The sequence below is a fragment of the Actinoplanes missouriensis 431 genome (assembly GCF_000284295.1).
GTDB lineage: Bacteria > Actinomycetota > Actinomycetes > Mycobacteriales > Micromonosporaceae > Actinoplanes > Actinoplanes missouriensis.
In genome coordinates this window covers 6,047,841-6,067,434 of record NC_017093.1, presented here as the reverse complement: position 1 = coordinate 6,067,434, position 19,594 = coordinate 6,047,841, and the positions used below count along the sequence as shown (strand labels likewise).

The 19,594-nt window shown below is 72.9% G+C and carries 13 protein-coding genes; 8 read left to right on the top strand and 5 right to left on the bottom strand.

The window, feature by feature from the left end:
• Nucleotide 1: 1 nt before the first annotated feature.
• On the bottom strand, nt 2-760 hold the full coding sequence (locus AMIS_RS27895; RefSeq protein ID WP_014445778.1) for a TylF/MycF/NovP-related O-methyltransferase: 759 nt from the start codon (nt 758-760) through the stop codon (nt 2-4).
• Nucleotides 757-2,154: a polysaccharide biosynthesis tyrosine autokinase gene (locus AMIS_RS27890; RefSeq protein WP_014445777.1), complete on the bottom strand. Its 1,398-nt coding sequence runs from the start codon at nt 2,152-2,154 to the stop codon at nt 757-759. The genes AMIS_RS27895 and AMIS_RS27890 overlap by 4 nt, the downstream gene beginning before the upstream one ends.
• A 146-nt stretch (nt 2,155-2,300) precedes the next feature.
• Between AMIS_RS27890 and AMIS_RS27885 the strand changes: the two genes are divergently transcribed.
• Nucleotides 2,301-4,109, top strand: coding sequence for a polysaccharide biosynthesis protein (locus AMIS_RS27885; RefSeq protein ID WP_014445776.1), 1,809 nt, complete (start codon nt 2,301-2,303; stop codon nt 4,107-4,109).
• Here AMIS_RS27885 and AMIS_RS27880 read toward each other — a convergent pair.
• On the bottom strand, nt 4,060-8,883 hold the full coding sequence (locus tag AMIS_RS27880) for a DUF4011 domain-containing protein (RefSeq protein ID WP_014445775.1): 4,824 nt from the start codon (nt 8,881-8,883) through the stop codon (nt 4,060-4,062). The genes AMIS_RS27885 and AMIS_RS27880 overlap by 50 nt on opposite strands.
• Nucleotides 8,884-9,147: 264 nt before the next feature.
• Here AMIS_RS27880 and AMIS_RS27875 point away from each other — a divergent pair, with 264 nt between their 5' ends.
• Entirely contained in the window at nt 9,148-10,746 is a 1,599-nt protein-coding gene (locus tag AMIS_RS27875; RefSeq protein ID WP_014445774.1) for an MFS transporter, read from the top strand.
• An 11-nt stretch (nt 10,747-10,757) separates the two neighbouring features.
• The gene (locus AMIS_RS27870; RefSeq protein ID WP_041831351.1) at nt 10,758-11,366 is read left to right on the top strand and encodes a TetR/AcrR family transcriptional regulator; all 609 of its coding nucleotides are present in this window, start codon (nt 10,758-10,760) and stop codon (nt 11,364-11,366) included.
• Nucleotide 11,367: 1 nt separating this feature from the next.
• Here AMIS_RS27870 and AMIS_RS27865 read toward each other — a convergent pair whose 3' ends face one another.
• Entirely contained in the window at nt 11,368-13,614 is a 2,247-nt protein-coding gene (locus tag AMIS_RS27865) for a putative bifunctional diguanylate cyclase/phosphodiesterase (RefSeq protein ID WP_014445772.1), read from the bottom strand.
• Nucleotides 13,615-13,794: 180 nt separating this feature from the next.
• Here AMIS_RS27865 and AMIS_RS27860 point away from each other — a divergent pair, with 180 nt between their 5' ends.
• Genes AMIS_RS27860 through AMIS_RS27840 form a run of 5 tightly spaced genes read left to right on the top strand, consistent with a single transcriptional unit; the run spans nt 13,795 to nt 18,950 of the window.
• Nucleotides 13,795-15,429, top strand: a complete 1,635-nt coding sequence (locus AMIS_RS27860; RefSeq protein ID WP_014445771.1) for an ABC transporter substrate-binding protein — start codon at nt 13,795-13,797, stop codon at nt 15,427-15,429.
• Complete coding sequence (locus AMIS_RS27855) at nt 15,429-16,370, top strand: ABC transporter permease (RefSeq protein ID WP_014445770.1); 942 nt, start codon at nt 15,429-15,431, stop codon at nt 16,368-16,370. Before AMIS_RS27860 ends, AMIS_RS27855 begins: the two co-directional genes overlap by 1 nt.
• Nucleotides 16,367-17,233: an ABC transporter permease gene (locus AMIS_RS27850; RefSeq protein WP_014445769.1), complete on the top strand. Its 867-nt coding sequence runs from the start codon at nt 16,367-16,369 to the stop codon at nt 17,231-17,233. Before AMIS_RS27855 ends, AMIS_RS27850 begins: the two co-directional genes overlap by 4 nt.
• Nucleotides 17,230-18,177 (top strand): ABC transporter ATP-binding protein, encoded by a 948-nt coding sequence (locus AMIS_RS27845; RefSeq protein WP_014445768.1) that lies wholly within the window; start codon nt 17,230-17,232, stop codon nt 18,175-18,177. Before AMIS_RS27850 ends, AMIS_RS27845 begins: the two co-directional genes overlap by 4 nt.
• The gene (locus AMIS_RS27840) at nt 18,174-18,950 is read left to right on the top strand and encodes an ABC transporter ATP-binding protein (protein WP_014445767.1); all 777 of its coding nucleotides are present in this window, start codon (nt 18,174-18,176) and stop codon (nt 18,948-18,950) included. Before AMIS_RS27845 ends, AMIS_RS27840 begins: the two co-directional genes overlap by 4 nt.
• Here AMIS_RS27840 and AMIS_RS40865 read toward each other — a convergent pair.
• Nucleotides 18,892-19,524 (bottom strand): TetR/AcrR family transcriptional regulator, encoded by a 633-nt coding sequence (locus AMIS_RS40865; RefSeq protein WP_014445766.1) that lies wholly within the window; start codon nt 19,522-19,524, stop codon nt 18,892-18,894. The genes AMIS_RS27840 and AMIS_RS40865 overlap by 59 nt on opposite strands.
• Between the last annotated feature and the right edge of the window lie 70 nt (nt 19,525-19,594).

Below are 19,594 nucleotides of genomic sequence, written 5' to 3'. Positions count from 1 at the left end.
GTCACATCACCGCATATCCGATGTACGGGTCGAAATCGAACCGCCGCAGCTCCAGGCGGTTCAGCCCGACCTCGTCCAGGACCGCCGACGTCTCGCCCGGCCAGAGCGGGTTGTCCAGCTCGTCGAAGGCGAGCACCGCGCCGCGGGGCAGCCGGGGCAGGAACTCCTTCAGCGCCACCCGGGTCGGCTCGTACAGGTCCAGGTCGAGGAAGAGCAGGCTGATCACCAGGTGCGGGTTCTCCGCCACGAACGCCGGGATCGTCTCGGTGACGTCGCCGCGGATCAGCCGCGCCTTCGGCAGATGACCCAGGAAACGGTCGGTGTCGTAGACCTCCAGCAGCCGGTTCAACTCGTCGTAGCTGTCCGCGGCGAGGTCACCGGCACGCACCTCGGTGGTCTCCGGCCGGTCCGCCTCGGAAACCTGCGGGAAGCCGCCGAACGAGTCGAACCCGTAGATCCGCCGGGTCAGGTTGGTCGGCTCCAGCGCCGCGCTGAGCTGGGCGAACGTCATGAAGCTGGCACCACGGAAGACGCCGCACTCGACGATCGAGCCCTTGACCGGCAGCGCCAGTTTGAACAGCTCGTACAGCGCGGCGAAGCGGGTCACCTGGGCGCGCCGGGCGTACCGGGTCAGGTTCGCCAGCCGGGTGGGCAGGTCGTCCGGGCTGCTGTCGAAGATCTCCGCGATCCGCCCGGGCACCTGCCGCTCGGCGGGGGTGCTCAGGCCGCCCGGCGCCGCGACGGGACGGTCCGCGCTCATGCCGCCATCTCCAGCAGGCGGGGTGCCCGGCGGCGGCCACCCCGGCGGGTCTTCGGCGTCGCGGTGTACTGCTCGAAGCGCGGGAACGCGTCCGGGCCCTTGAGCGGCACCATGTTCAGCACGCAACCGAGCAGCGTCGCGTTCACCCCGCGCAGCGCCCGGACCGCGCCGGTGACCTCCGCGCCGGAGGTGCCGGCGTAACGGACCACCAGCAGCGTGCCGTCGGCGCGGGCGGCGATGACCTCGCCGTCGGTGACCGGCAGCAGCGGCGGGCAGTCGAAGATCACCACGTCGAAGCGGCGGCGCACCTCGTCCACCACCTCGGTCATCCGCGGCGAGCTGAGCAGCTCGCTCGGGTTCGGCGGGCTCTGCCCGCCGGCGAGCAGCCAGAGCCCGGCGCCCCACGGCTGGATCACCTGCTCCACGGTGGCGCTCCCGCTGAGCACCGTGCTCAGGCCGGTCGCCGTCTCCCGGCCGAGGAACCGGGCCAGCCGGGGCCGGCGCAGCTCGGCGTCGACCACCAGGACGCGCTGACCGGTCTCGGCGAAGAGCAGGGCCAGGCTGCACGTGGTCGACGACCGGCCCTCGCCGGGGACCGCGCTGGTGACGGCGAGCGTCTTGAGCGACTGCTCGGCGGCGGCCGACTGCAGCAGGGTGCGGACCTGGCGCAGCGCCTCGGTGCGGGGCGAGTCGTGCGCCGACACGAACGGGCCGGCCTGGGACGGGACCCGGCCGTCGAGCGGGATCCGGGCCAGCACCGGCACGCTGGTGAGCGTCTGCAGGGCGTCCGCGCTGCGCACCGTGCTGTCGGCGATCTCGCGGAGCACCGCCGATCCGGCCCCCATGATCAGGCCGCCCATCAGCGCGAGGGCGAGGTTGTTCAGCGGCTGCGGCTCGACCGGGTCCGGTTCCAGGTGCGGCCCGTCGACCACCTCGACCCGGATCGCCGAGGCGGTCTGCTGCCGTTCCAGGTTCTCCACGGCGTCCTTGAAGAGCACCGACAGCTTCTCGGTGACGAACAGGGCACGTCGCCGCGACGGGTCTTCCACCGTGACCTCCATCAGGACCGTGTCGGCGATCGTCTCCGAGCTGATCCGCTCGGCCAGCTCGGTGGCGCTCAGGCCCACTTCCGGCATGGCGGCGAGCGGGGCGGCTATCTCGTCGCTGGTGAGCAGGGCGGCGTACGTGGCGAGGCGGCTGGTGCTGAACATGCTGGCGGGGTAGAGCTCGGCGGCGGCGGCCATCGGGGCGGTGAAGAAGAAGGTGACGCGGGCCGCGTACACCGGGGTGGTGTTGAAGGTGACGACCGTGGCGGCGCCGAGCGCGACGAGGACCCAGGCCGTCACCAGCCACCAGTGTCTTTTGGCGACGCCGAGGTAGTCGCGCAGGCCCATGGCAGACCTCCCCGTCCCGCTGGCTGTCTGTGACGATAGATCCGGACTTCCTCCGGAAGAGGTGGTATCAAGAAAGTCCGCTTTTTAGCCTAAATATGGTGATAAAGTCTCGGGGACCGGTCGTTTGCCGCGCGGGGAGGACGACCATGCCGGTACGTGCCTGGAACCTCCGAGCGGCCGCCACCGACGCGGCCGCCTGGATCGCCGGCCTGTTCGCCGCGATCCTCACCCGTTACGGCACCGACCTGGACCGGCGGCGGCTCACCGGGTACCTGCTGGCCGCCGCGCTCGCGGTCGTCCTGCAGCTCGCCATCGGGCACACCCGGCATCTGTACCGCGGCCGGTACCCCTACGCGAGCTTCGAAGAGGTCCGTGCCGCCGCGATCACCACCGGCAGCACCGCCGCGGTCCTGCTCGCGCTCGACATGCTGCTCTCCCGGCGGCCGGTGCCACCGCTCGCGCCGCTCGCCGGCGGGGCGGTCGCCCTGGTGCTCATGCTGGCCGTCCGGTACGCGCAGCGCGCACGGCGGCAGCGCCGGCGCCGGCCGGACCAGCGCACCGCGGCGCCGGTCCTGCTCTTCGGCGCCGGTGAGGCCGGCACGCTGCTGGTGCGCAGCATGCTGCACGATCCGAACAGCCGGTATCTGCCGGTCGGGCTGATCGACGACGACCCGCGCAAGCGCCGCCTGCACATCTCCGGGGTGCCGGTGCTCGGCGCCCGCGACGACCTCCCGGCCGTGCTCACCCGTACCGGAGCGGGGTTGGTGGTCTTCGCCGTCGCCAACGCCGAGGCCGAGCTGGTCCGCGCGGTCCGGGACCGGACCGTCGCGGCGGGCGCCACCTTCAAGGTGGTGCCGTCGATGAGTGAGCTGATGGACCACCCGGTCGCCGTCGACGACATCCGCGACGTGCAGGTCACCGACCTGCTCGGACGGCACCAGATCGAGACCGACCTGACGGCGATCGCCGGCTACCTGACCGGCAAGCGGGTGCTGGTGACCGGCGCCGGCGGCTCGATCGGTTCCGAGCTGTGCCGGCAGATCCACCGTTTCCAGCCGGCCGAGCTGATGATGCTGGACCGGGACGAGAGCGCGCTGCAGGCCGTGCAGCTGTCGCTGGACCCGCTCGGGCGGCTCGACGACCCGGCGGTGATCCTGGCCGACCTGCGCGACGCCGAGCGGATCCGGACGATCTTCCGGACCCGCAGGCCGCAGGTGGTGTTCCACGCCGCCGCGCTCAAGCACCTCGCGCTGCTGCAGCGCCATCCCGGCGAGGCGCTCAAGACCAACGTGCTCGGCACGCTCAACGTGCTGGACGCGGCGGGCGAGGTGGAACGGTTCGTCAACATCTCCACCGACAAGGCCGCCGACCCGACGAGCGTCCTGGGGTACTCCAAGCGGATCACCGAGCGGCTCACCGCGTGGACCGCGAGCCGGCGGCCCGGGATGTTCCTCAGTGTCCGGTTCGGCAACGTGCTCGGCAGCCGCGGCTCGGTCTTCACCACATTCAGCGCGCAGATCGCCGACGGCGGGCCGGTGACCGTCACCCACCCCGACGTGACCCGGTACTTCATGACCACCCAGGAGGCGGTGCACCTGGTCATCCAGGCCGCCGCGATCGGGCGCGACGGCGAGGCACTGGTGCTGGAGATGGGCGACCCGGTCCGGATCGCCGAGGTGGCCCGGCAGATGGTCCAGCTGGCCCGCAGCCCGGTGGAGATCCGTTACACGGGGCTGCGGCCGGGGGAGAAGCTGGCCGAGACCCTCTTCGGCGCGGGGGAGCGGGACGACCGCCCGTTCCACCCGCTGATCTCGCACGTCGCGGTGCCGCCGCTGGACGCCGCGCAGCTGTTCCGGATCGACCCGGCGGCCGGTCCGGACCAGCTGATCGCCCAGCTCGACGAGCTCACGAGCCGGCCGGTGACGGCACCGCGACCAGATTCCGCCGTTCGGTGAGCTTGGCGCGCGGGCTGCCGGCGGCCACCTCCAGCGCCGCGCGCAGCCGGGCCTCCTCACCGGCCCGGTCGCGGTACCAGGCGATCGACCAGATCCGGTGCAGGTTCCAGCCGAGCCCGAGGAGCACCTGCTCACTGAGCCGGTCCCGGTCGCGGGCGGCGGTGCACCCGCCGTACGCGCCACCGTCGCACCGGATCCCGAGCAGGTACCCGTTGTCCGGCCGGTCCGGCCGCCGGACGCCGAGATCGACCCGGCCGCCGGCCCAGCCCAGGTTCGCCTGCACCGGGTAGCCCCAGGACCGCAGGGTGTCCATGACCGACTCCTGGAACGGGCCGTCCGCGCCGTCGGCCTGCGCCGCCGGGACCGCGACGTCCAGTGCGGCCGGCCCGCGCTCGGCGTACTCCAGGTATTCCGCGAGCAGCCGGACACCCTCGTTGTCGGTCTCCGGCACGTCCCGCGCCAGGATCGACGTGACGATCTCCACCCGGTACCGGGCCCGGGTGATCGCCACATTGAGCCGCCGCCAGCCGTTCGGCCGGTTCAGCGCCCCGAAGTTGGCACTGATCTTGCCGGCCTCGTCGTAGCCGTACCCGATCGAGAAGATCATCACGTCCCGCTCGTCGCCCTGCACCGCCTCCAGGCTCTTCACGAAGAAGCCGTGCAGCCGGTCGTCGTCGAGGATGCGTTCCAGCTCCGGGCGGCCCGCCGCGACCACCTCGACGGCCCGCTCGATCGCCTCGGCCTGCGCCACCGAGAACGTGACGACGCCGAGCGACAGGCCGGGCCGGGTGGTGAAGTGGTGCACGATCCGCTCGGCCACCCGTTCGGCCTCGACCGGGTTGTCCCGCGTGGTGCTGCGCCGGTAGACCCCGCCGGCCGGCAGCAGCGTGACCCCGGTGTCCGGCCCGCCGGTGTTCGCGCTCGGGAAGACGCTGAGCCGGCCCTGGTAGAACGCGTGGTTGGAGAACGCGATGAGCGCCTCGTGCCGGCTGCGGTAGTGCCAGTTCAGGCCCAGGCTGGCGAACGCGCCGCAGCCCTTCGCCAGCTCCAGCACCGACTCGAAGTCGAGGACCGCGAGCTCCTGCTCGGGCTCGTCGCCGCCACCCAGCGTCCGGTCGAAGAAGCTGGTCGGCGGCAGCTGCCGGTCGTCGCCCGCGGTGATCAGCGCGGCGCCCCGGTAGATGCAGTTGATCGCGTCGGCCGGGGTGACCTGGGACGCTTCGTCGAAGATCACCACGTCGAAGCGGATGTCCGCGGGCAGCGACTGGCTGACCGTGAGCGGCGACATCAGGAAGCACGGCCGCAGGCCGAGGACCAGCTCCCGGGCCTGGCCGATCAGCTCCCGGACCGGCAGGTGGCGGCTGGCCTTCACGGCCTCGCGGCGCAGCAGGCCGGCGGCCGGGCCGTCGCCGTCCGGGCGGCGCGCGGCGACGGACTCGGCGATGTCGCCGACGGCCGCCGCGGCGAGCCGGCTGTCCAGCGCCCGGAACTCGGCGACCAGGCGGTCCCGGTCGCCCGACCGCCACGGGCGCAGCCGGTGGTCGGCCTGGATCACCGCGTCCGCCCAGGCGCGGAAGAGCGCGCGTTCCACGGCCGGGCGCACCTGCTCGGCGTCGAGCCGGCGGTCCGCGCAGAACTCCACCACCGTGTCCAGGCCGTGCCCGCTGAGCACGGCCCGGGCGTCCAGCGCGGCGAACCACTCCTCCTGGCCGTCCGCGTCCCCGCGGATCCGCCGCAGGAACGCCGCCGCCCGGTCCGGATCGCCGAGCTCGGCGGTGAGCTCCGCGCGCCGTGCCGGTCCGAACGCGTCGAGCACCGCCTGCCGGGCCCGCGCCCACTGCTCGGCCAGCCTGTCCAGCCCGGTCACCGGCCGCAGGTCGTGCAGCGCCTTCGCCTGCGCCACCGTGAGCGGCTGGTCGGCGCCGGTGAGCAGGGTACGGGTGCCGGCCGTCCACCGCACCGCGGCGGCGAGCGCCGCCTCGTCGGTCTCGCCACCCCGGTACGCGTCACCGAACACCGCCGCGTAGGTGCCGGCGTTCCCGGCGATCGACGCCTCCGCCTCGGCGACCTCCCGCCGGAGCCGGCCCAGCCGCTGCACCTCGGCGTAGTCCAGGGTCCGCCCGGTCGCCACGTCGTAGGCGTGCACCGTCGCGGCGATCGCGGCGAGGGCCGTGGCGTTCTCCCGCAGCCACTCGATCGCGGCGTCGATCGGGCCCTGGGAGAGGTCCGGCAGGCCGGCCTGTTTCGCCAGCACGGCGTCCCGGGCACCGGTCGCGAGACGGATCAGCTCCGGGTCCGGGTCGGGGGCGCAGACGTACGCGGCCACCGCCGGCACCGAGGCCGGTGGCGCGGCCCGCAGCGCCGTCTCCACCACGCCCAGCGCCTCGTCGATCGCCGTGAAGTCGGTGCCCGGTCCCTGCCAGTACCGGCCCAGCGCGGCGCCGTACGCGCTCTCCGCCGCGGTCAGGTCCTGCCGGGCCCGCTGCCAGGCCACCGCCGTCTCCAGCCGGGGCAGCGCGTCGCGCACCGCGGCCGTGGGCATCACGAACGCCGCGATGATCCGCCGATCCTTCCGGTACGCCCCGAGCAGCTTGCGCCACCCCCGGTGCACCCGGGCGAACCGGTCGGCGAGCTCCTCGACCGGCTGGGTGAGGATCGCCTCGGCGAAGAACGGCCGGGCCCGCATCTCGGCGGCGACCAGGTTCTCCAGGGCCCGGCGCAGCGCCGGCGCCCCGGCCGCGACGGTGCCTGCCACGCCCGGTGAGAACCAGAACGGCTCGGGCCGGTGCGGGCGGCCGCCGAGCTCGGCGATCGTCGCCACCCGGCCGATGTCGGCGACCTTCACCGCGTTCGGCAAACCCAGCTTCGCGGTGACCCGGTCCACGACGGCCCGGTGGCGTTCCAGGGTGTCGGCGGCCTCGGTGCAGAGCCGGGCCTGCCGGTCGGCCTCGGCGGCGGTCAGCGGATCCAGTTCGACCGCCGGTGGGGTGAGCCCGCTCAGATCCGGCACCTCGGGCAGCCCGGCCGCGTCCGGCAGCGCCGACCAGGAGGCGCCGGCCCGCCGGGTGGCCGCCTCGCGGGCCGCCCGGACCGTGGTCAGGTCCCGGCCCAGCGCCTCGGCGGCCTGCCGCAGGTCGTCCAGGGCGGGCGCGGTCAGCCACGCGTCGCTGACGTGCGGCGGCCGCGCGGCGGCGTGCGCGGCGAGCCGGGCGAGGGTCCCGGCGTCCTCGGTGCCGCTCAGCCCGAACGCCTCCACCGGCGCCCGGTCGGCGAGCACCGCGCGGGTCAGCCCGGCCAGCGCGCTCTCCGCCGCCGACAGCGCCGGATCGAGCGGCTCCCGGGTGACGACGTCACGCCAGGGCAGGGCGTCGCGGTCGACGACGGTCCGCCAGGCGGTGGCGAGCCGGCCGGTGGCCTGCATGACCCGGCGCACCGACTCCGGGGTCACCGCGTCCGGCTGGATCACCGGGACCGGCGCGGCCGGGGCGTCCTGGAGGCGGGCGCAGAGCCCGAGCACGTTGTGCAGGCTGCGGCCGAGCGGCGCCCGGGTCTCGTTCATCGCCGTCGCGTACGCGCTGAGCTGCTCCCGCCGTTCCCGGGTGCCCCGCCGGTCGGCCGGGTCCGGGCCGTCCACCGGGGCGGGACCGTCGTCCAGGGCGGCCGCGAGGGCGGTCGCCACCTCCTTGCGGCCGGCCTTGTGCCCGTGCAGCTCCAGGACGTACCGGTCCAGCCCGGCCTCGACGAGCCGATGGTGCACCACGTCCAGCGCGGCGGCCTTCTCGGAGACGAACAGCACCCGTTTGCCGGCGTGCAGCAGGCACCCGATCATGTTGGCGATGGTCTGCGACTTGCCGGTGCCGGGCGGCCCGTCCATCACGAAGCTGTGCCCGGCGACGGCGGCCGCGATGCAGGCCCGCTGCGAGGCGTCGGCGTCCAGCACCAGCGGCACGTGCTCCGGCGGGGCGACCCGGTCGACGACCGCGGGCGGGACCGGGGCGAACCGGAACGTGCCGGTCTGCTTCCCGCTCGTGGTGGCCAGCGCCTGCACCACCGGGTGCGACAGGATCCGGTCCTCGTTGACCAGCAGGTCCCGGTAGATCGCCTCCTTGTGGAACGTCAGGCAGGAGAGCAGCACGGTGCGTTCCACGTGCCAGCCCCGGCGCCGGGCGACGGCGCTCTGCAGCCCGGACCAGATCCGGGACACGTCCGGTTCGGCGTGCCCGTCCACGGCCGGGGCCTCCATGCCGAGGCGGCGCAGGCGGATCGCGAGCGCCGGGTTGAGCACCGTCTCGTCGTCGCGCAGCCGCAGCCGGGGCGGGTCGCCGGGACCGGCGGTGACCAGCTCCACCGGCATCAGCAGGATCGGGCTGGCGAACGGGTTCTCCTCCTCGTCCCGCCAGCGCAGCAGGCCGAGCACCAGGTGCAGCACGGACACGCCCCGGTCCAGGTACTCCTGCCGGGACTTCTTCAGCATCCGGCGCAGCGCGGCGTCGAGAACCGGGTCCGGCATCTCGGTGCGCAGCAGGTCGTCGGTGGCGGCGTGCTGCTGCGGGTCGGCGCCGGTGCCGGCCAGCGGGCACTCGGCGCCGGCGTGCAGCGATCGGACCAGGCTCTCCGGCTCCGGGCCGACGATCTCCACGAGGTCGGGGTTGTCGGTCGGGAAGTTGATCAGCCGGTTGGTGTCGCCGAGGTCGACGAGGCTGTCCCGCCACGCGTGCAGCGCCGCCCGAACCTCGGTCCGAGCCTGTGCGGATTCGGACGGGTCATCTCTCATGTCCCGATTGCAACGTAAGTGAACCCGTTTTCGCTGGCGAATCAGTATTTCCTCGCTTCGCTCGCTCCCGTCGCGGAGCCGTCCCCCCGCGGGTGAAATCCGGGTGCGGATCGCGCCCGGAGCCACCACGCTGTCTCGAGGCGTACCTCTGTGACGGGGGTTACTTTCGATACGAGACCGTTCCGTTTCACATCCGGGGTCGTTAGGTTGCTTTGTGATACGGAACCGTTCCGTATCGGAAATGGTCTTCGGGGGCGCCAGTCCATGAGTACCCACGTTCAACCACAGGCCGGGCATCCCCGGCGCTGGGCGATTCTCGGCGTGCTGGTGATCAGCCTGCTGGTGGTCGTTCTCGACAACACCGTGCTGAACGTCGCCATGCGCACGATCGCCGACCCGGAGCAGGGGCTGGGCGCCAGCCAGAGTGAGCTGGAATGGGCGATCAACTCGTACACCCTGGTCTTCGCCGGGTTGCTGTTCACCGCCGGCATTCTGGCGGACCGGCTGGGGCGCCGGATCTCGCTCGTGTTCGGCCTGATCGTCTTCGGTCTGGCGTCGCTGTTCTCGGCGTACGCCACGAGCCCCGACATGCTGATCGCGGCGCGTGCCGTGATGGGCCTGGGCGCCGCGGCCGTCATGCCGGCCACCCTCTCGATCATCGCGAACGTCTTCGACCCGAAGGAGCGCCCGCGCGCCATCGGCGTCTGGGCCGGCGCGGTCGGCCTGGCCGTGGCGATCGGCCCGGTGCTCGGCGGCGTGCTGCTGGAGCACTTCTGGTGGGGCTCGGTCTTCCTGATCAACGTGCCGATCGTGGTGATCGGCGTGGCGCTGGTGTTCGTGCTGGTGCCGGAGTCCAAGGACCCGAAGCCGAACCGGATCGACGTGATCGGCGTGCTGCTCTCGATCGTCGGCCTCACCCTCATCACGTACGGCGTGATCAAGGGCGGCGAGGACGGGTTCGGCGAGCCGCTCGCCTGGGGCACGCTCACCGCAGGGCTGCTGATCATGGTGGCGTTCGTGCTCTACGAGAAGCGGATCACGTTCCCCTCGCTCGACGTGCGGCTCTTCACGAACCGCCAGTTCTCGGCGTCGACCGGCATCATCGGCCTGGTCTTCTTCGCGGCCATGGGCTCGATGTTCTTCGGCGCGTTCTACCTGCAGATGGTCCGCGGTTACGGCCCGCTCGCGTCCGGCGCGCTCTTCGTCCCGTTCGCGCTCGGTCAGATGATCTTCGCGCCGCTCAGCGCCGGCATGGTCAAGAGGTTCGGCCCGAAGGCGGTCAGCACGGTCGGCCTGGTCCTGGTCGCCGGCGCGCTCGCCCTCTGGGTGTTCATCGGCGCCGAGACCCCGATCTGGATCGTCGCGGTGACCTTCTTCGTGCAGGGCGTCGGCATGGCCAACGTGATGCCGCCGGCCACCGAGGCGATCATGTCGGCGCTGCCGCGGGAGAAAGCCGGTGTCGGCTCGGCGGTCAGCAACACGATCCGCCAGCTCGGTGGCGCGCTCGGCGTCGCGGTCCTCGGCGCGGTGGTCTCCTCGGTCTACCGCAGCAACCTCGAGGCTCCGGCCGGGCTGCCGGACGCCGCCGCCGACCTGGCCCGCGAGTCGATCGCCGGCGCCTACGCGGTGGCCGGGCAGGCCGGATCCGCCGCGCCCGCGCTGCTGACCGGCGCCAACGAGGCGTTCGTCACGGCGATGCACTACGCGTCCGTCGGCTCGACCGTGTTCGCGCTGCTCGGCGCCCTGGTCGCGGCCCTCTGGCTGCCCGGTAAGCGCCCCGCCGCCGCGCCGGCGCCGGCCGTTGCTGAGAGTCCCGCGCAGGAGCAGGGCAGGGAACTGGCCGACGCGGAAACCACTCGGTAACAATGAACGCCATGAGCACCAGCACCGACGCCGGCCAGGAGCGTAAGGCTCCTGGCCGGCCCCGTAACGCCCAGGCCGACGAGGCCATCCTCGACGCGGTGCTGGCGCTGATCAGCGACGGGCAGAGTGCCGCCGCCGTCTCGATCGAGGCGGTGGCGGCGCGAGCCGGCGTCGGCAAGGCCACCATCTACCGCCGCTGGCCGAACAAGGAGGCGCTGATCGCCGACGCGGTCCGCGCCATGAAAGGCCCGCTGCCGGAGCTGGCCGGGCAGTCGGTGCGGGAGGATCTGATCGCCCTGATCCAGGCGAACCGCACGCCGCGCGCCCAGCGCTACGGCAAGGTCACCGCCTGCCTGCTCCCCGACCTGATCAAGGACGACGAGCTGGCCCGGATGCACCAGGCGGTCATCGAGCCGCGGCGTGAGGTGATGCGGGAGGTGCTGCGACGCGGCGTCGCGACCGGCGAGCTCCGCGCCGATCTGGACGTGGAGATGACCGCGCTGATGCTCTCCGCCCCCTCGATGATCCAGTCGATGCTGCGCCTGCAGCACCTGGTGCCGGACGAGGGGTTCGCGGAGAAGCTGGTGGACGCGGTGCTGCGCGGGGCTGTCGCCTCCTGAGTCACCCGCGGGGCGGGACCAGGGCCAGGCGGTTCTGTTCGGCGGCGGCGATGTGGTCGAGGATCTCGGTGGCGTCCAGCGGGTGGGCCAGCAGGAACCCCTGGGCGTACTCGCAGCCGAGCTCCCGCAGCACCGCCATGTCCGCCGGATCCTCGACCCCCTCGGCGACCGAGACCATGCCGAGGGCGTGCGCCATCCCGACCATCGCGTCGGCGAGCGAGCGGCGGGCCGGGTCGGCGGCGATGCCGGAGACGAAGGTGCGGTCGATCTTCACGATGTCCCAGCCGTGGTCGGCGACGCGGGCCATCGAGGAGTACCCGGTGCCGAAGTCGTCGACCGCGAGCTTGACCCCGGCGCGGCGCAGCGGGCCGAGCGCCGCCTCCACGGTCTCCGGCTCGGCCAGACCGGTCTCGGTGAGCTCCAGGGTGAGCGCGGCTGCCGGCGTTCCGGCCCGCCGCAGCGCGGTCAGCACCGCCTCGGTCGTGGTGGCGTCGAGCTGGCGGGGCGAGAGGTTCACCGCGATCGGTATCCAGCCGCCGGTCCGGTTGTACCAGGTGCGCTGCTCGTGCAGGGCCTGCTCCAGCACGGCCGCGAAGAGCGCGGCCACCATCCCGGTCGCCTCGGCCATCGGCACGAACGCGGCCGGCAGCAGGATCCCGTCCCGGGGGTGACGCCAGCGGGCCAGCGCCTCCACCGAGCTGAGGCTGCCGTCGTCGACCCGGTAGACCGGCTGGTAGACGCAGAACAGCTCGCCGGGGTGGTGCAGCGCCCGGCGGAAGTCGGCGTCCCGGCGCAGCCGCTGCGCCGCCTCCGCGCGGCTCTGCGCGTCGAAGCGGACGGTCCGGCCCCGGCCGGTGGACTTCGCCTGGTACATCGCGATGTCGGCGTCCTGCAGCAGCGCGTCCGGGTCGTCGCTGCCGTCGCCGGTGGTGCGCAGCCCGATCGAGAGCGACGCGAAGAACTCGCTGCCGTCGGCGAGGCGCAGCGGCTCGGCCAGCCGCTCGGCGATCCGCGCGGCGACGGCGTCGGCGTCGGCCTCGGTGACCGCCGGCATCAGGACGACGAACTCGTCGCCGCCGAGCCGGCAGACCAGGTCACCACCGCGGACCGTGTCCCGGAGCCGGTCGGCGATGGCGACCAGCAGCTTGTCGCCGGCGTCGTGACCGAGGCTGTCGTTGACCATCTTGAAGTGGTCCAGGTCGCAGAAGAGCAGGCCGGTCCGGGTGCTCCCGCCGACCGGCAGCGCGCCGAGGGCCAGGGCCAGCCGGTCCATCAGCAGGCTGCGGTTGGCCAGGCCGGTGAGCGGGTCGTGCGCGGCGCGCCGGGCCAGCTCGTGGATCGGTGCGATGAGCCGGATCGCGACCAGCGACATCGCGACCGCGGCGCCGATGATCAGCGGGGTGTCCGGCTCGGGCCCCCAGAACAGGTGCACGGTGGGCAGCACGAGCGAGGCGCTGAAGAGGGTGACCGCGCGCGGCACGGTGAGCATGACCAGCGCGGACCGGCGCGGGGTGGTGACGACCATGGACGGGTGCAGGGCGGCCGTGGCGATCAGGATCGGCATCGCCATCCAGCCGAGGTCAATCGCGCTGCCCTCGGCGTAGGTGCCGGCCAGGCTCTGCTGGGTGTAGAGCGTGTCCGAGACGAACCAGGCGAACAGGCCGAGGAGCAGGGCCCGGGCGCCGATGGTGCGCAGGTGGATGCCGAGCGCCAGGGCGAGCGCGCAGTACACCACGAAGAGCGTGCTGGCCGGGGCGGATATCGCGACGAACTGGGCGAGCGGGGTGCCGCCGAGCGTGTGGATCGGGTCCAGCACGACGAGCCAGGCGAGGCCGGCCAGCGGCGCCACGATGATCGCCGCGTCGATGAACGCGGTCCGGCCGGCGCGGGCCGCGAGGGCCGCTGTCCCGGCGGCGATCGCGAGGTGCCCGAGCAGGTAGAGCGCGTCCGCGACGGAGGGGAAGGGCGCGGTCAGCCCGCGGGAGGTGTAGCTCGCGAAGAGCACGTCGCCGAGGGCGGAGGCGGCCAGTCCGGTCGCGATGAGCTGCCAGCCGAGCCGCCGGCGCGGCGCGTGCCGGACCAGGCCGTACCAGGTGGCGATCGGGGCGGTGCTGTTCACCGCCACGTAGATCCACCGGGTGGCGGCGTCGACCGGGGCCATCAGGTACGCGGCAGCGGCCACCGACGTGACGGCCAGGTAGATCCACCACAGATGCCTGACCAGTCCGGCGGCCTGCGTCGCACCCATGCCGTTCTGATCGGCCGCCGCGCCGACGCCCGGAGGGTCAGGAGTTATTCGTCAGCGCAGACTACCCCGTTGTCGCTGCCAGGACAGCAGCAGTTAATAGTTGATTTCCAGGATTGACAATCTATAGCCGGGGCGGAAGCCTGAGGCGGTCAACGCCGCGCATTCGTTCCGGGAGTTGCCTTGAGACGTGTACACAGAAGCGGTATCGCCCTGCTCCTCGGCCTGACTCTGACCGCCTGCTCGGGCAGCGGCGAGGCGCCCTCGACCGGAGCGGGCGCGATCGACCTGGTCGAGACCACCCCGGCCGCGACCGGCGAGGTCGGCACGGTCACCTGGGCGCTGCCGTCCGGCGAGCCGTCCTCGCTCGACCCGGCGCACACCGGCGACTACTCGGCGAACACGGTCGGCACGAACCTCTGCGAGAGTCTGCTGCGCCTGGAGCCGGACTTCTCCACCGCGCCCGGCCTGGCCAGCGCGGTCACTCAGAAGAACCCGACCACCGTGATCATCACGGTGCGCGACGGCGTGACGTTCTGGGACGGCTCGCCGCTCACCGCCGCCGACGTCGTCTACAGCCTGAAGCGCAACATGGATCCGGAGGTCGGCTCCTACGCGGCCCACGTCTACGCCAACGTCGCCACCATCGCCGCGACCGGACCGCAGCAGGTCACCGTCACGTTCCGCAAGCCGGACGTGCAGTTCGTCCCGGACATGGCGGGCGTGCCCGGCGCGATCGTCCAGGAGAGGTTCGCGGTCAGGGCCGGCGCCGCGTTCGGCACCGCCGCGGGCGGCCTGATGTGCACCGGGCCCTACCGGCTCGGCGACTGGAGCAGCGGGCAGAAGATCACGCTGACCCGGTACGACGGGTACTGGGACACCGCCCGCAGGGCGAAGGCCGCCACGTTCGCGTTCGTCCCGCTCACCGACAGCAGCACGCTGACCAGCGCGTTGCTCGCCGGCGAGGTGGACGGCGTCTACGGCGCGCCGGGCGGCAGCATCGCGGCGCTGCGTCGTTCCGAAAACGGCACGCTGTACTTCGGGCCGAGCACCGAATCGTTCAGCCTCGGCGCGGTCGCCGCCGACGGGCCGGCCGCCGACCCGAGGATCCGGCAGGCCCTCGACCTGGCGATCGACAAGTCCAGCTTCATCACCAGCGTGCTCAAGGGCGCCGGCGCGCCGCTGAAGACCTTCACCCCGCCGCTCTCCTGGCACGGCAGCCCGGCGCGGGACGTCTACGACGCCGGGTACGCGGCCCTGCCGGACACCACCGTGGCCGACCTGGCCGCCGCGCGGAAGCTCGTCGCCGAGGCCGCCCCGAGCCGCACCGACCTGGTGATCGCGACCGCCGCCGGTGACCAGTCGCTGCTCCAGACGGCCACGATCGCGCAGGCCGCGGCGCGGGAGATCGGCCTGACGGTCACCATCAAGCAGTTGCAGCCGGCCGAGTACGCCGGGATGTTCTACGACCCGTCGCTGCGGGCCGGTATCGACCTGATCGCGACCACCGGGTATCTCGAAGTTCCTGGCGCGCTCTACTACGCGCCGGGTTTCGTGCTCAAGGGCGAGACGTTCAACTGGACGAACTACCAGAACCCCGAGGTCACCGCGAACATCGAGGCGGCCGTCTCGGCGACCGACCCGGTGGTGTCGGCGCAGCGGTTCGTGGCCGCGCAGGCGATCTACGGGCCGGCGAAGCTGCAGATCACGCTGGCCGGCTCCTACAACCGGCTCTACCTGAACAAGCGGATCACCGGCGCGCCGGCCAGCTTCTCCTACATCAGCTCGCCGTGGGCGGCGCTCGTGGGGGCGCCGTGATGGGGTTCCTCGGGCGGAAGCTGGCCGCGCTCGTCGCGACCGTGGCGGTGGCCAGCCTGGTCATCTTCGGGGCGCTGTACCTGGCACCCGGCGACCCGGCCGCGCTGCTCGCCGGCGGGCACCAGCCCAACCCGGCGGCGCTGGCCGAGATCCGGGCCCGGTACCACCTCGACGACCCGTTCCTCGCGCAGTACTGGCACTGGCTCTCCGGGCTGCTCAGCGGTTACCCGGGTGACTCGATGGTGCTGAAGGAGCCGGTGACGGCTCTGATCGCGGCACGCATGCCGACCACGGCGCTGCTGGTGGCGTACGCCAGTCTCTTGATCTTGATCCTGGGTGTCTCCTCCGGGATCGTCGCGGGCGTGGCCGGCCGGCGGGTGGACGGCGCGCTCACGGTGACCACGACGGTGCTGATGGCGGCGCCCGCGTTCGTCGCGGCGATCCTGCTGATCTGGGTGTTCGCGACGAAGCTGGCCTGGTTCCCGGTCTACGGCTCGGGGACCGGTTTCGCCGGCCGGATCCACCACCTCACGCTGCCGGCGCTCGCGCTGAGCGGCGGCTACCTGGCCTACGTCAGCCGGATCACCCGGACCGAGGTGCGCGCCGAGCTCGGCTCCGATCACGTGGCCGCGGCCCGCGCCCGCGGCCTGCCCCGCGGTCATGTGCTGGGGCGGCACGTGCTGCGCAACGCGGCGCCGCCGATCCTCGCGGTCTCCGGCGTCACGGTGGCCGGGCTCTTCGCCGGCACCGCCGTGGCCGAGCAGGCGTTCGGGGTGAGCGGGCTCGGCTCGCTGCTGGTGCAGAGCGCCGCGCGGCAGGACATGGTCGTGGTGCAGGCCCTCGCGCTGCTGCTGGTCGCCGTCTTCGTCCTGGTCAACACGCTTGTCGACGTGCTCAACGCGGTGCTCGACCCGCGGCTGCTGAAGGAGAGGCCGGCATGACGGCGACCGCTTTCTCACTCGGCGCGCCGGTGCGCCGATGGACCGGCCGGCTCGCACGGGTGCGCTGGGTGACGGCGTTCGCCGTGACGGTCTGCGGGGTGGTCACGCTGATGGCGCTGTTCGCGCCCTGGATCGTGCCGCACGACCCGAACGCGGTCGACCCGCTCAACGCCTACGCGCCGATCTCCGCCGCGCATCCGCTCGGCACCGACGACCTCGGCCGCGACCTGTTCTCCCGGCTCGTCGCCGGCGCCCGGACCAGCCTGTTCGGTCCGCTCGTCGTGGTGCTCGCCGCGGGGACGGCCGGCACCGCCCTCGCGGTCGCCGCCGCCTGGTTCGGCGGCTGGTTCGACAACCTGGTCTCCCGGGCGCTCGACGTGCTGTTCGCGTTCCCCGGGCTGGTGCTGGCGATCACCGTGGCCGCGCTCTTCGGCGCCGGGTTCGTCACCCCGGTGGTGGCGTTGTCGCTCGCGTTCGTGCCGGTCATCGCCCGGGTGATGCGGGCGGCGGCGCTGCGCGAGCGGTCCCTGCCGTACATCGAGGCGCTGCGCGTGCAGGGCTTCTCCGGCTGGCACATCTGCCGGCGGCACCTGCTGCCGAACCTCGCGCCGCTGCTGCTGGTCCAGGCCGCGATCGGCTTCGGGTACGCGATGATCGACCTCGCCTCGATCTCGTTCCTCGGCCTCGGGCTGCAACCACCGGCCGCGGACTGGGGACTGATGATCGCGAACGGTCAGCCGTCGATCCTTGCCGGATTCCCGCAGCAGTCCCTCTACGCCGCGGTCGCCGTGGTGATCACGGTGGTGGCGTTCACCGCCGTCGCCGAACGGCTGGCCCTGCGGTTCGGCGGTGACGTGCGATGACGTTGCTGGACTTCACCCACCTCGGCGTCCGGCTCGGCGAGCGGCCGATCCTGCGCGATGTGACGTTCTCGGTGCACGCCGGTGAGGCAGTCGGTCTCGTCGGCGAGTCCGGATCGGGCAAGTCGATGACGGTCAAGAGCGTGGTACGGCTGCTGCCGGCCGGGGCGACCGTGGACGGCTCGGTGCGGTTCGACGGGATCGACGTCCCCGCGATGAACGCCGCCGAGCTGCGGCGATTCCGGTCCCGGGACGTCGCCATGGTCTTCCAGGACCCGCGCGCCACGGTGAACCCGGTGCGGACCGTCGGCGACTTCCTCACCGAGGTCCTGCGCGACCAGGGGATCGGCAGGTCCGAGGCGACGCGGCGCGCTGCCGGGTTGCTCTCCGAGGTCGGGGTCGGCGACGCCGGGCGCAGGCTCAACCAGCGTCCGTACGAGCTGAGCGGCGGCCTCCTGCAGCGGGTGGTGATCGCCGCCGCCCTGCTGACCGAACCGAAGCTGATCCTCGCCGACGAGCCGACCACCGCGCTCGACGTCACCACCCAGGAGGAGGTGGTGGCCATCCTCACCGAGCAGCGGCGCCGGCGCTCGGCGGCCCTGCTGTTCATCACCCATGACCTGGAGCTGGCGGCGGCGGTCTGCGACCGGATCGCGGTGATGTACGCCGGCGAGATCGTGGAGATCCTGCCGGCCGGCCTGCTGCACGAGGGGGCGCGTCACCCGTACACGCGGGCGCTGCTGGACTCCCGGCCCGGCGCCGTGCCACCGGGCGACCGCCTGCGGACCGTGCCCGGAGTCCCGCAGTCCGCGCTGACCGCCCCGGCCGGCTGCGTCTTCGCCGACCGCTGCCCGCTCGTCACCGACGGCTGCCGGGACCGGCGGCCGGAGCTGCTGCCGATCGGCGCCGGACGCGCCGCCTGTCACCTGGTCCGGGAGGACTCGTGAGCACGCCTCTGCTGGAAGTCCGTGACCTGCGGAAGGTCTTCGCCGAGTTCGTGGCGGTCGATCGCGTGAGCTTCACCGTCCCGGCCGGCGGCTCGCTCGCCGTGGTGGGGGAGTCGGGTTCCGGGAAGACCACGTGCGCCCGGATCGTCACCGGGCTGGAACGGGCCACCTCCGGCGCGGTCCTGCTGAACGGCGAGGTGGTGACGGACCGGCGGCGGCGAGCGTCGGTGGTGCAGATGGTGTTCCAGGACCCGTACCTCTCCCTGGATCGGCGGCAGGTGGTGCGTGACTGCCTCGGCGAGGTCCTGGCCCACCATGATCGCGCTGTGGACCGGCGCCGCCGGGCCGCCCGGATCGCCGAGCTGCTCGAGCTGGTCGGGCTCGACCAGCGGCTCGGGACGGCGCTGCCGCGGCACCTCTCCGGCGGGCAGCGGCAGCGGGTGGCGATCGCCCGGGCCCTCGCCGCGAACCCGAAGCTGCTCGTGCTCGACGAGGCGGTCGCCGCGCTGGACGTGTCGATCCAGGCGCAGATCCTGAACCTGCTCGTCGACGCCCGGGCGGCGACCGGGGTGGCCTACCTGTTCATCACCCACGACCTGTCGGTGGTGCGGCACGTCTGCGAGGACGTGGTGGTGATGCGCGGGGGCCGGGTGGTCGAGTCCGGCCCGGTCGGCGCGGTGCTCGACACGCCGTCCGACGAGTACACCCGGCGGCTCATCGCATCGGTGCCGCGGCCGGGCTGGACGCCGTCCCGGGCGGTGAGGTGTGACTGACCTTCTCCAGGAGCGCCTCGGCGGCGGTCCGGACCAGGCCGCCGGACGCGACCGGGAGCTGGAGCTCGGCCATCATCGAGTTGCCCATCGCCAGGCACCACAGTCCGTAGGCGACGGTGCGCCGCGCCCCGGACGCCACGTCCGGATGCTCGGCGGCGATCGCGTCCTCGACGGCCTGGATCGCCCGCGTGTAGTGACCCTGCATGGTGGACCGGATGCCCGCGTCGGCGATACCCGCCGTGATCAGCTCGCGGATCACCGTGTCGTCGTCGCTGATCGGCAGGAACCCGCTGCTGAACAGGTAATCCATCATGATCGCCAGCTTCTCCCGGTCGGGGGCGGCGGCGATCCGGTCGATGAACTCCGCCTGGTAGCCGGTGTAGAGCCAGCCCGCGAAGCCGCGCAGCAGGTCGTCCCGGTTGCCGACGTAGTGCCGGACGTGGCTGCGGCTCAGCCCGGACTCCTCCGCGACCCGTTCGAGCGTGGTGCCGGCCAGGCCGCTCTTCCGCAGGCACCGGCCGGTGGCCTGCATGATCTGTTCGGTCCGTTCGGCCGCCATGCTCGGGCGTCCCATCCCGGCTCCCTCCGTCAGCTGGTGTGACCAGCTTAGTTGATTGTCATTTCCGAAAAGAAAACGAGGACGT

Excerpts from the sequence above, each read along its gene's own strand:
- AMIS_RS27895 (WP_014445778.1), bottom strand. The coding sequence starts at position 760 with ATGAGCGCGGACCGTCCCGTCGCGGCGCCGGGCGGCCTGAGCACCCCC.
- AMIS_RS27890 (WP_014445777.1), bottom strand. The coding sequence starts at position 2,154 with ATGGGCCTGCGCGACTACCTCGGCGTCGCCAAAAGACACTGGTGGCTG.
- AMIS_RS27885 (WP_014445776.1), top strand. The coding sequence starts at position 2,301 with ATGCCGGTACGTGCCTGGAACCTCCGAGCGGCCGCCACCGACGCGGCC.
- AMIS_RS27880 (WP_014445775.1), bottom strand. The coding sequence starts at position 8,883 with ATGAGAGATGACCCGTCCGAATCCGCACAGGCTCGGACCGAGGTTCGG.
- AMIS_RS27875 (WP_014445774.1), top strand. The coding sequence starts at position 9,148 with ATGAGTACCCACGTTCAACCACAGGCCGGGCATCCCCGGCGCTGGGCG.
- AMIS_RS27870 (WP_041831351.1), top strand. The coding sequence starts at position 10,758 with ATGAGCACCAGCACCGACGCCGGCCAGGAGCGTAAGGCTCCTGGCCGG.
- AMIS_RS27865 (WP_014445772.1), bottom strand. The coding sequence starts at position 13,614 with ATGGGTGCGACGCAGGCCGCCGGACTGGTCAGGCATCTGTGGTGGATC.
- AMIS_RS27855 (WP_014445770.1), top strand. The coding sequence starts at position 15,429 with ATGGGGTTCCTCGGGCGGAAGCTGGCCGCGCTCGTCGCGACCGTGGCG.
- AMIS_RS27850 (WP_014445769.1), top strand. The coding sequence starts at position 16,367 with ATGACGGCGACCGCTTTCTCACTCGGCGCGCCGGTGCGCCGATGGACC.
- AMIS_RS27845 (WP_014445768.1), top strand. The coding sequence starts at position 17,230 with ATGACGTTGCTGGACTTCACCCACCTCGGCGTCCGGCTCGGCGAGCGG.
- AMIS_RS40865 (WP_014445766.1), bottom strand. The coding sequence starts at position 19,524 with ATGGGACGCCCGAGCATGGCGGCCGAACGGACCGAACAGATCATGCAG.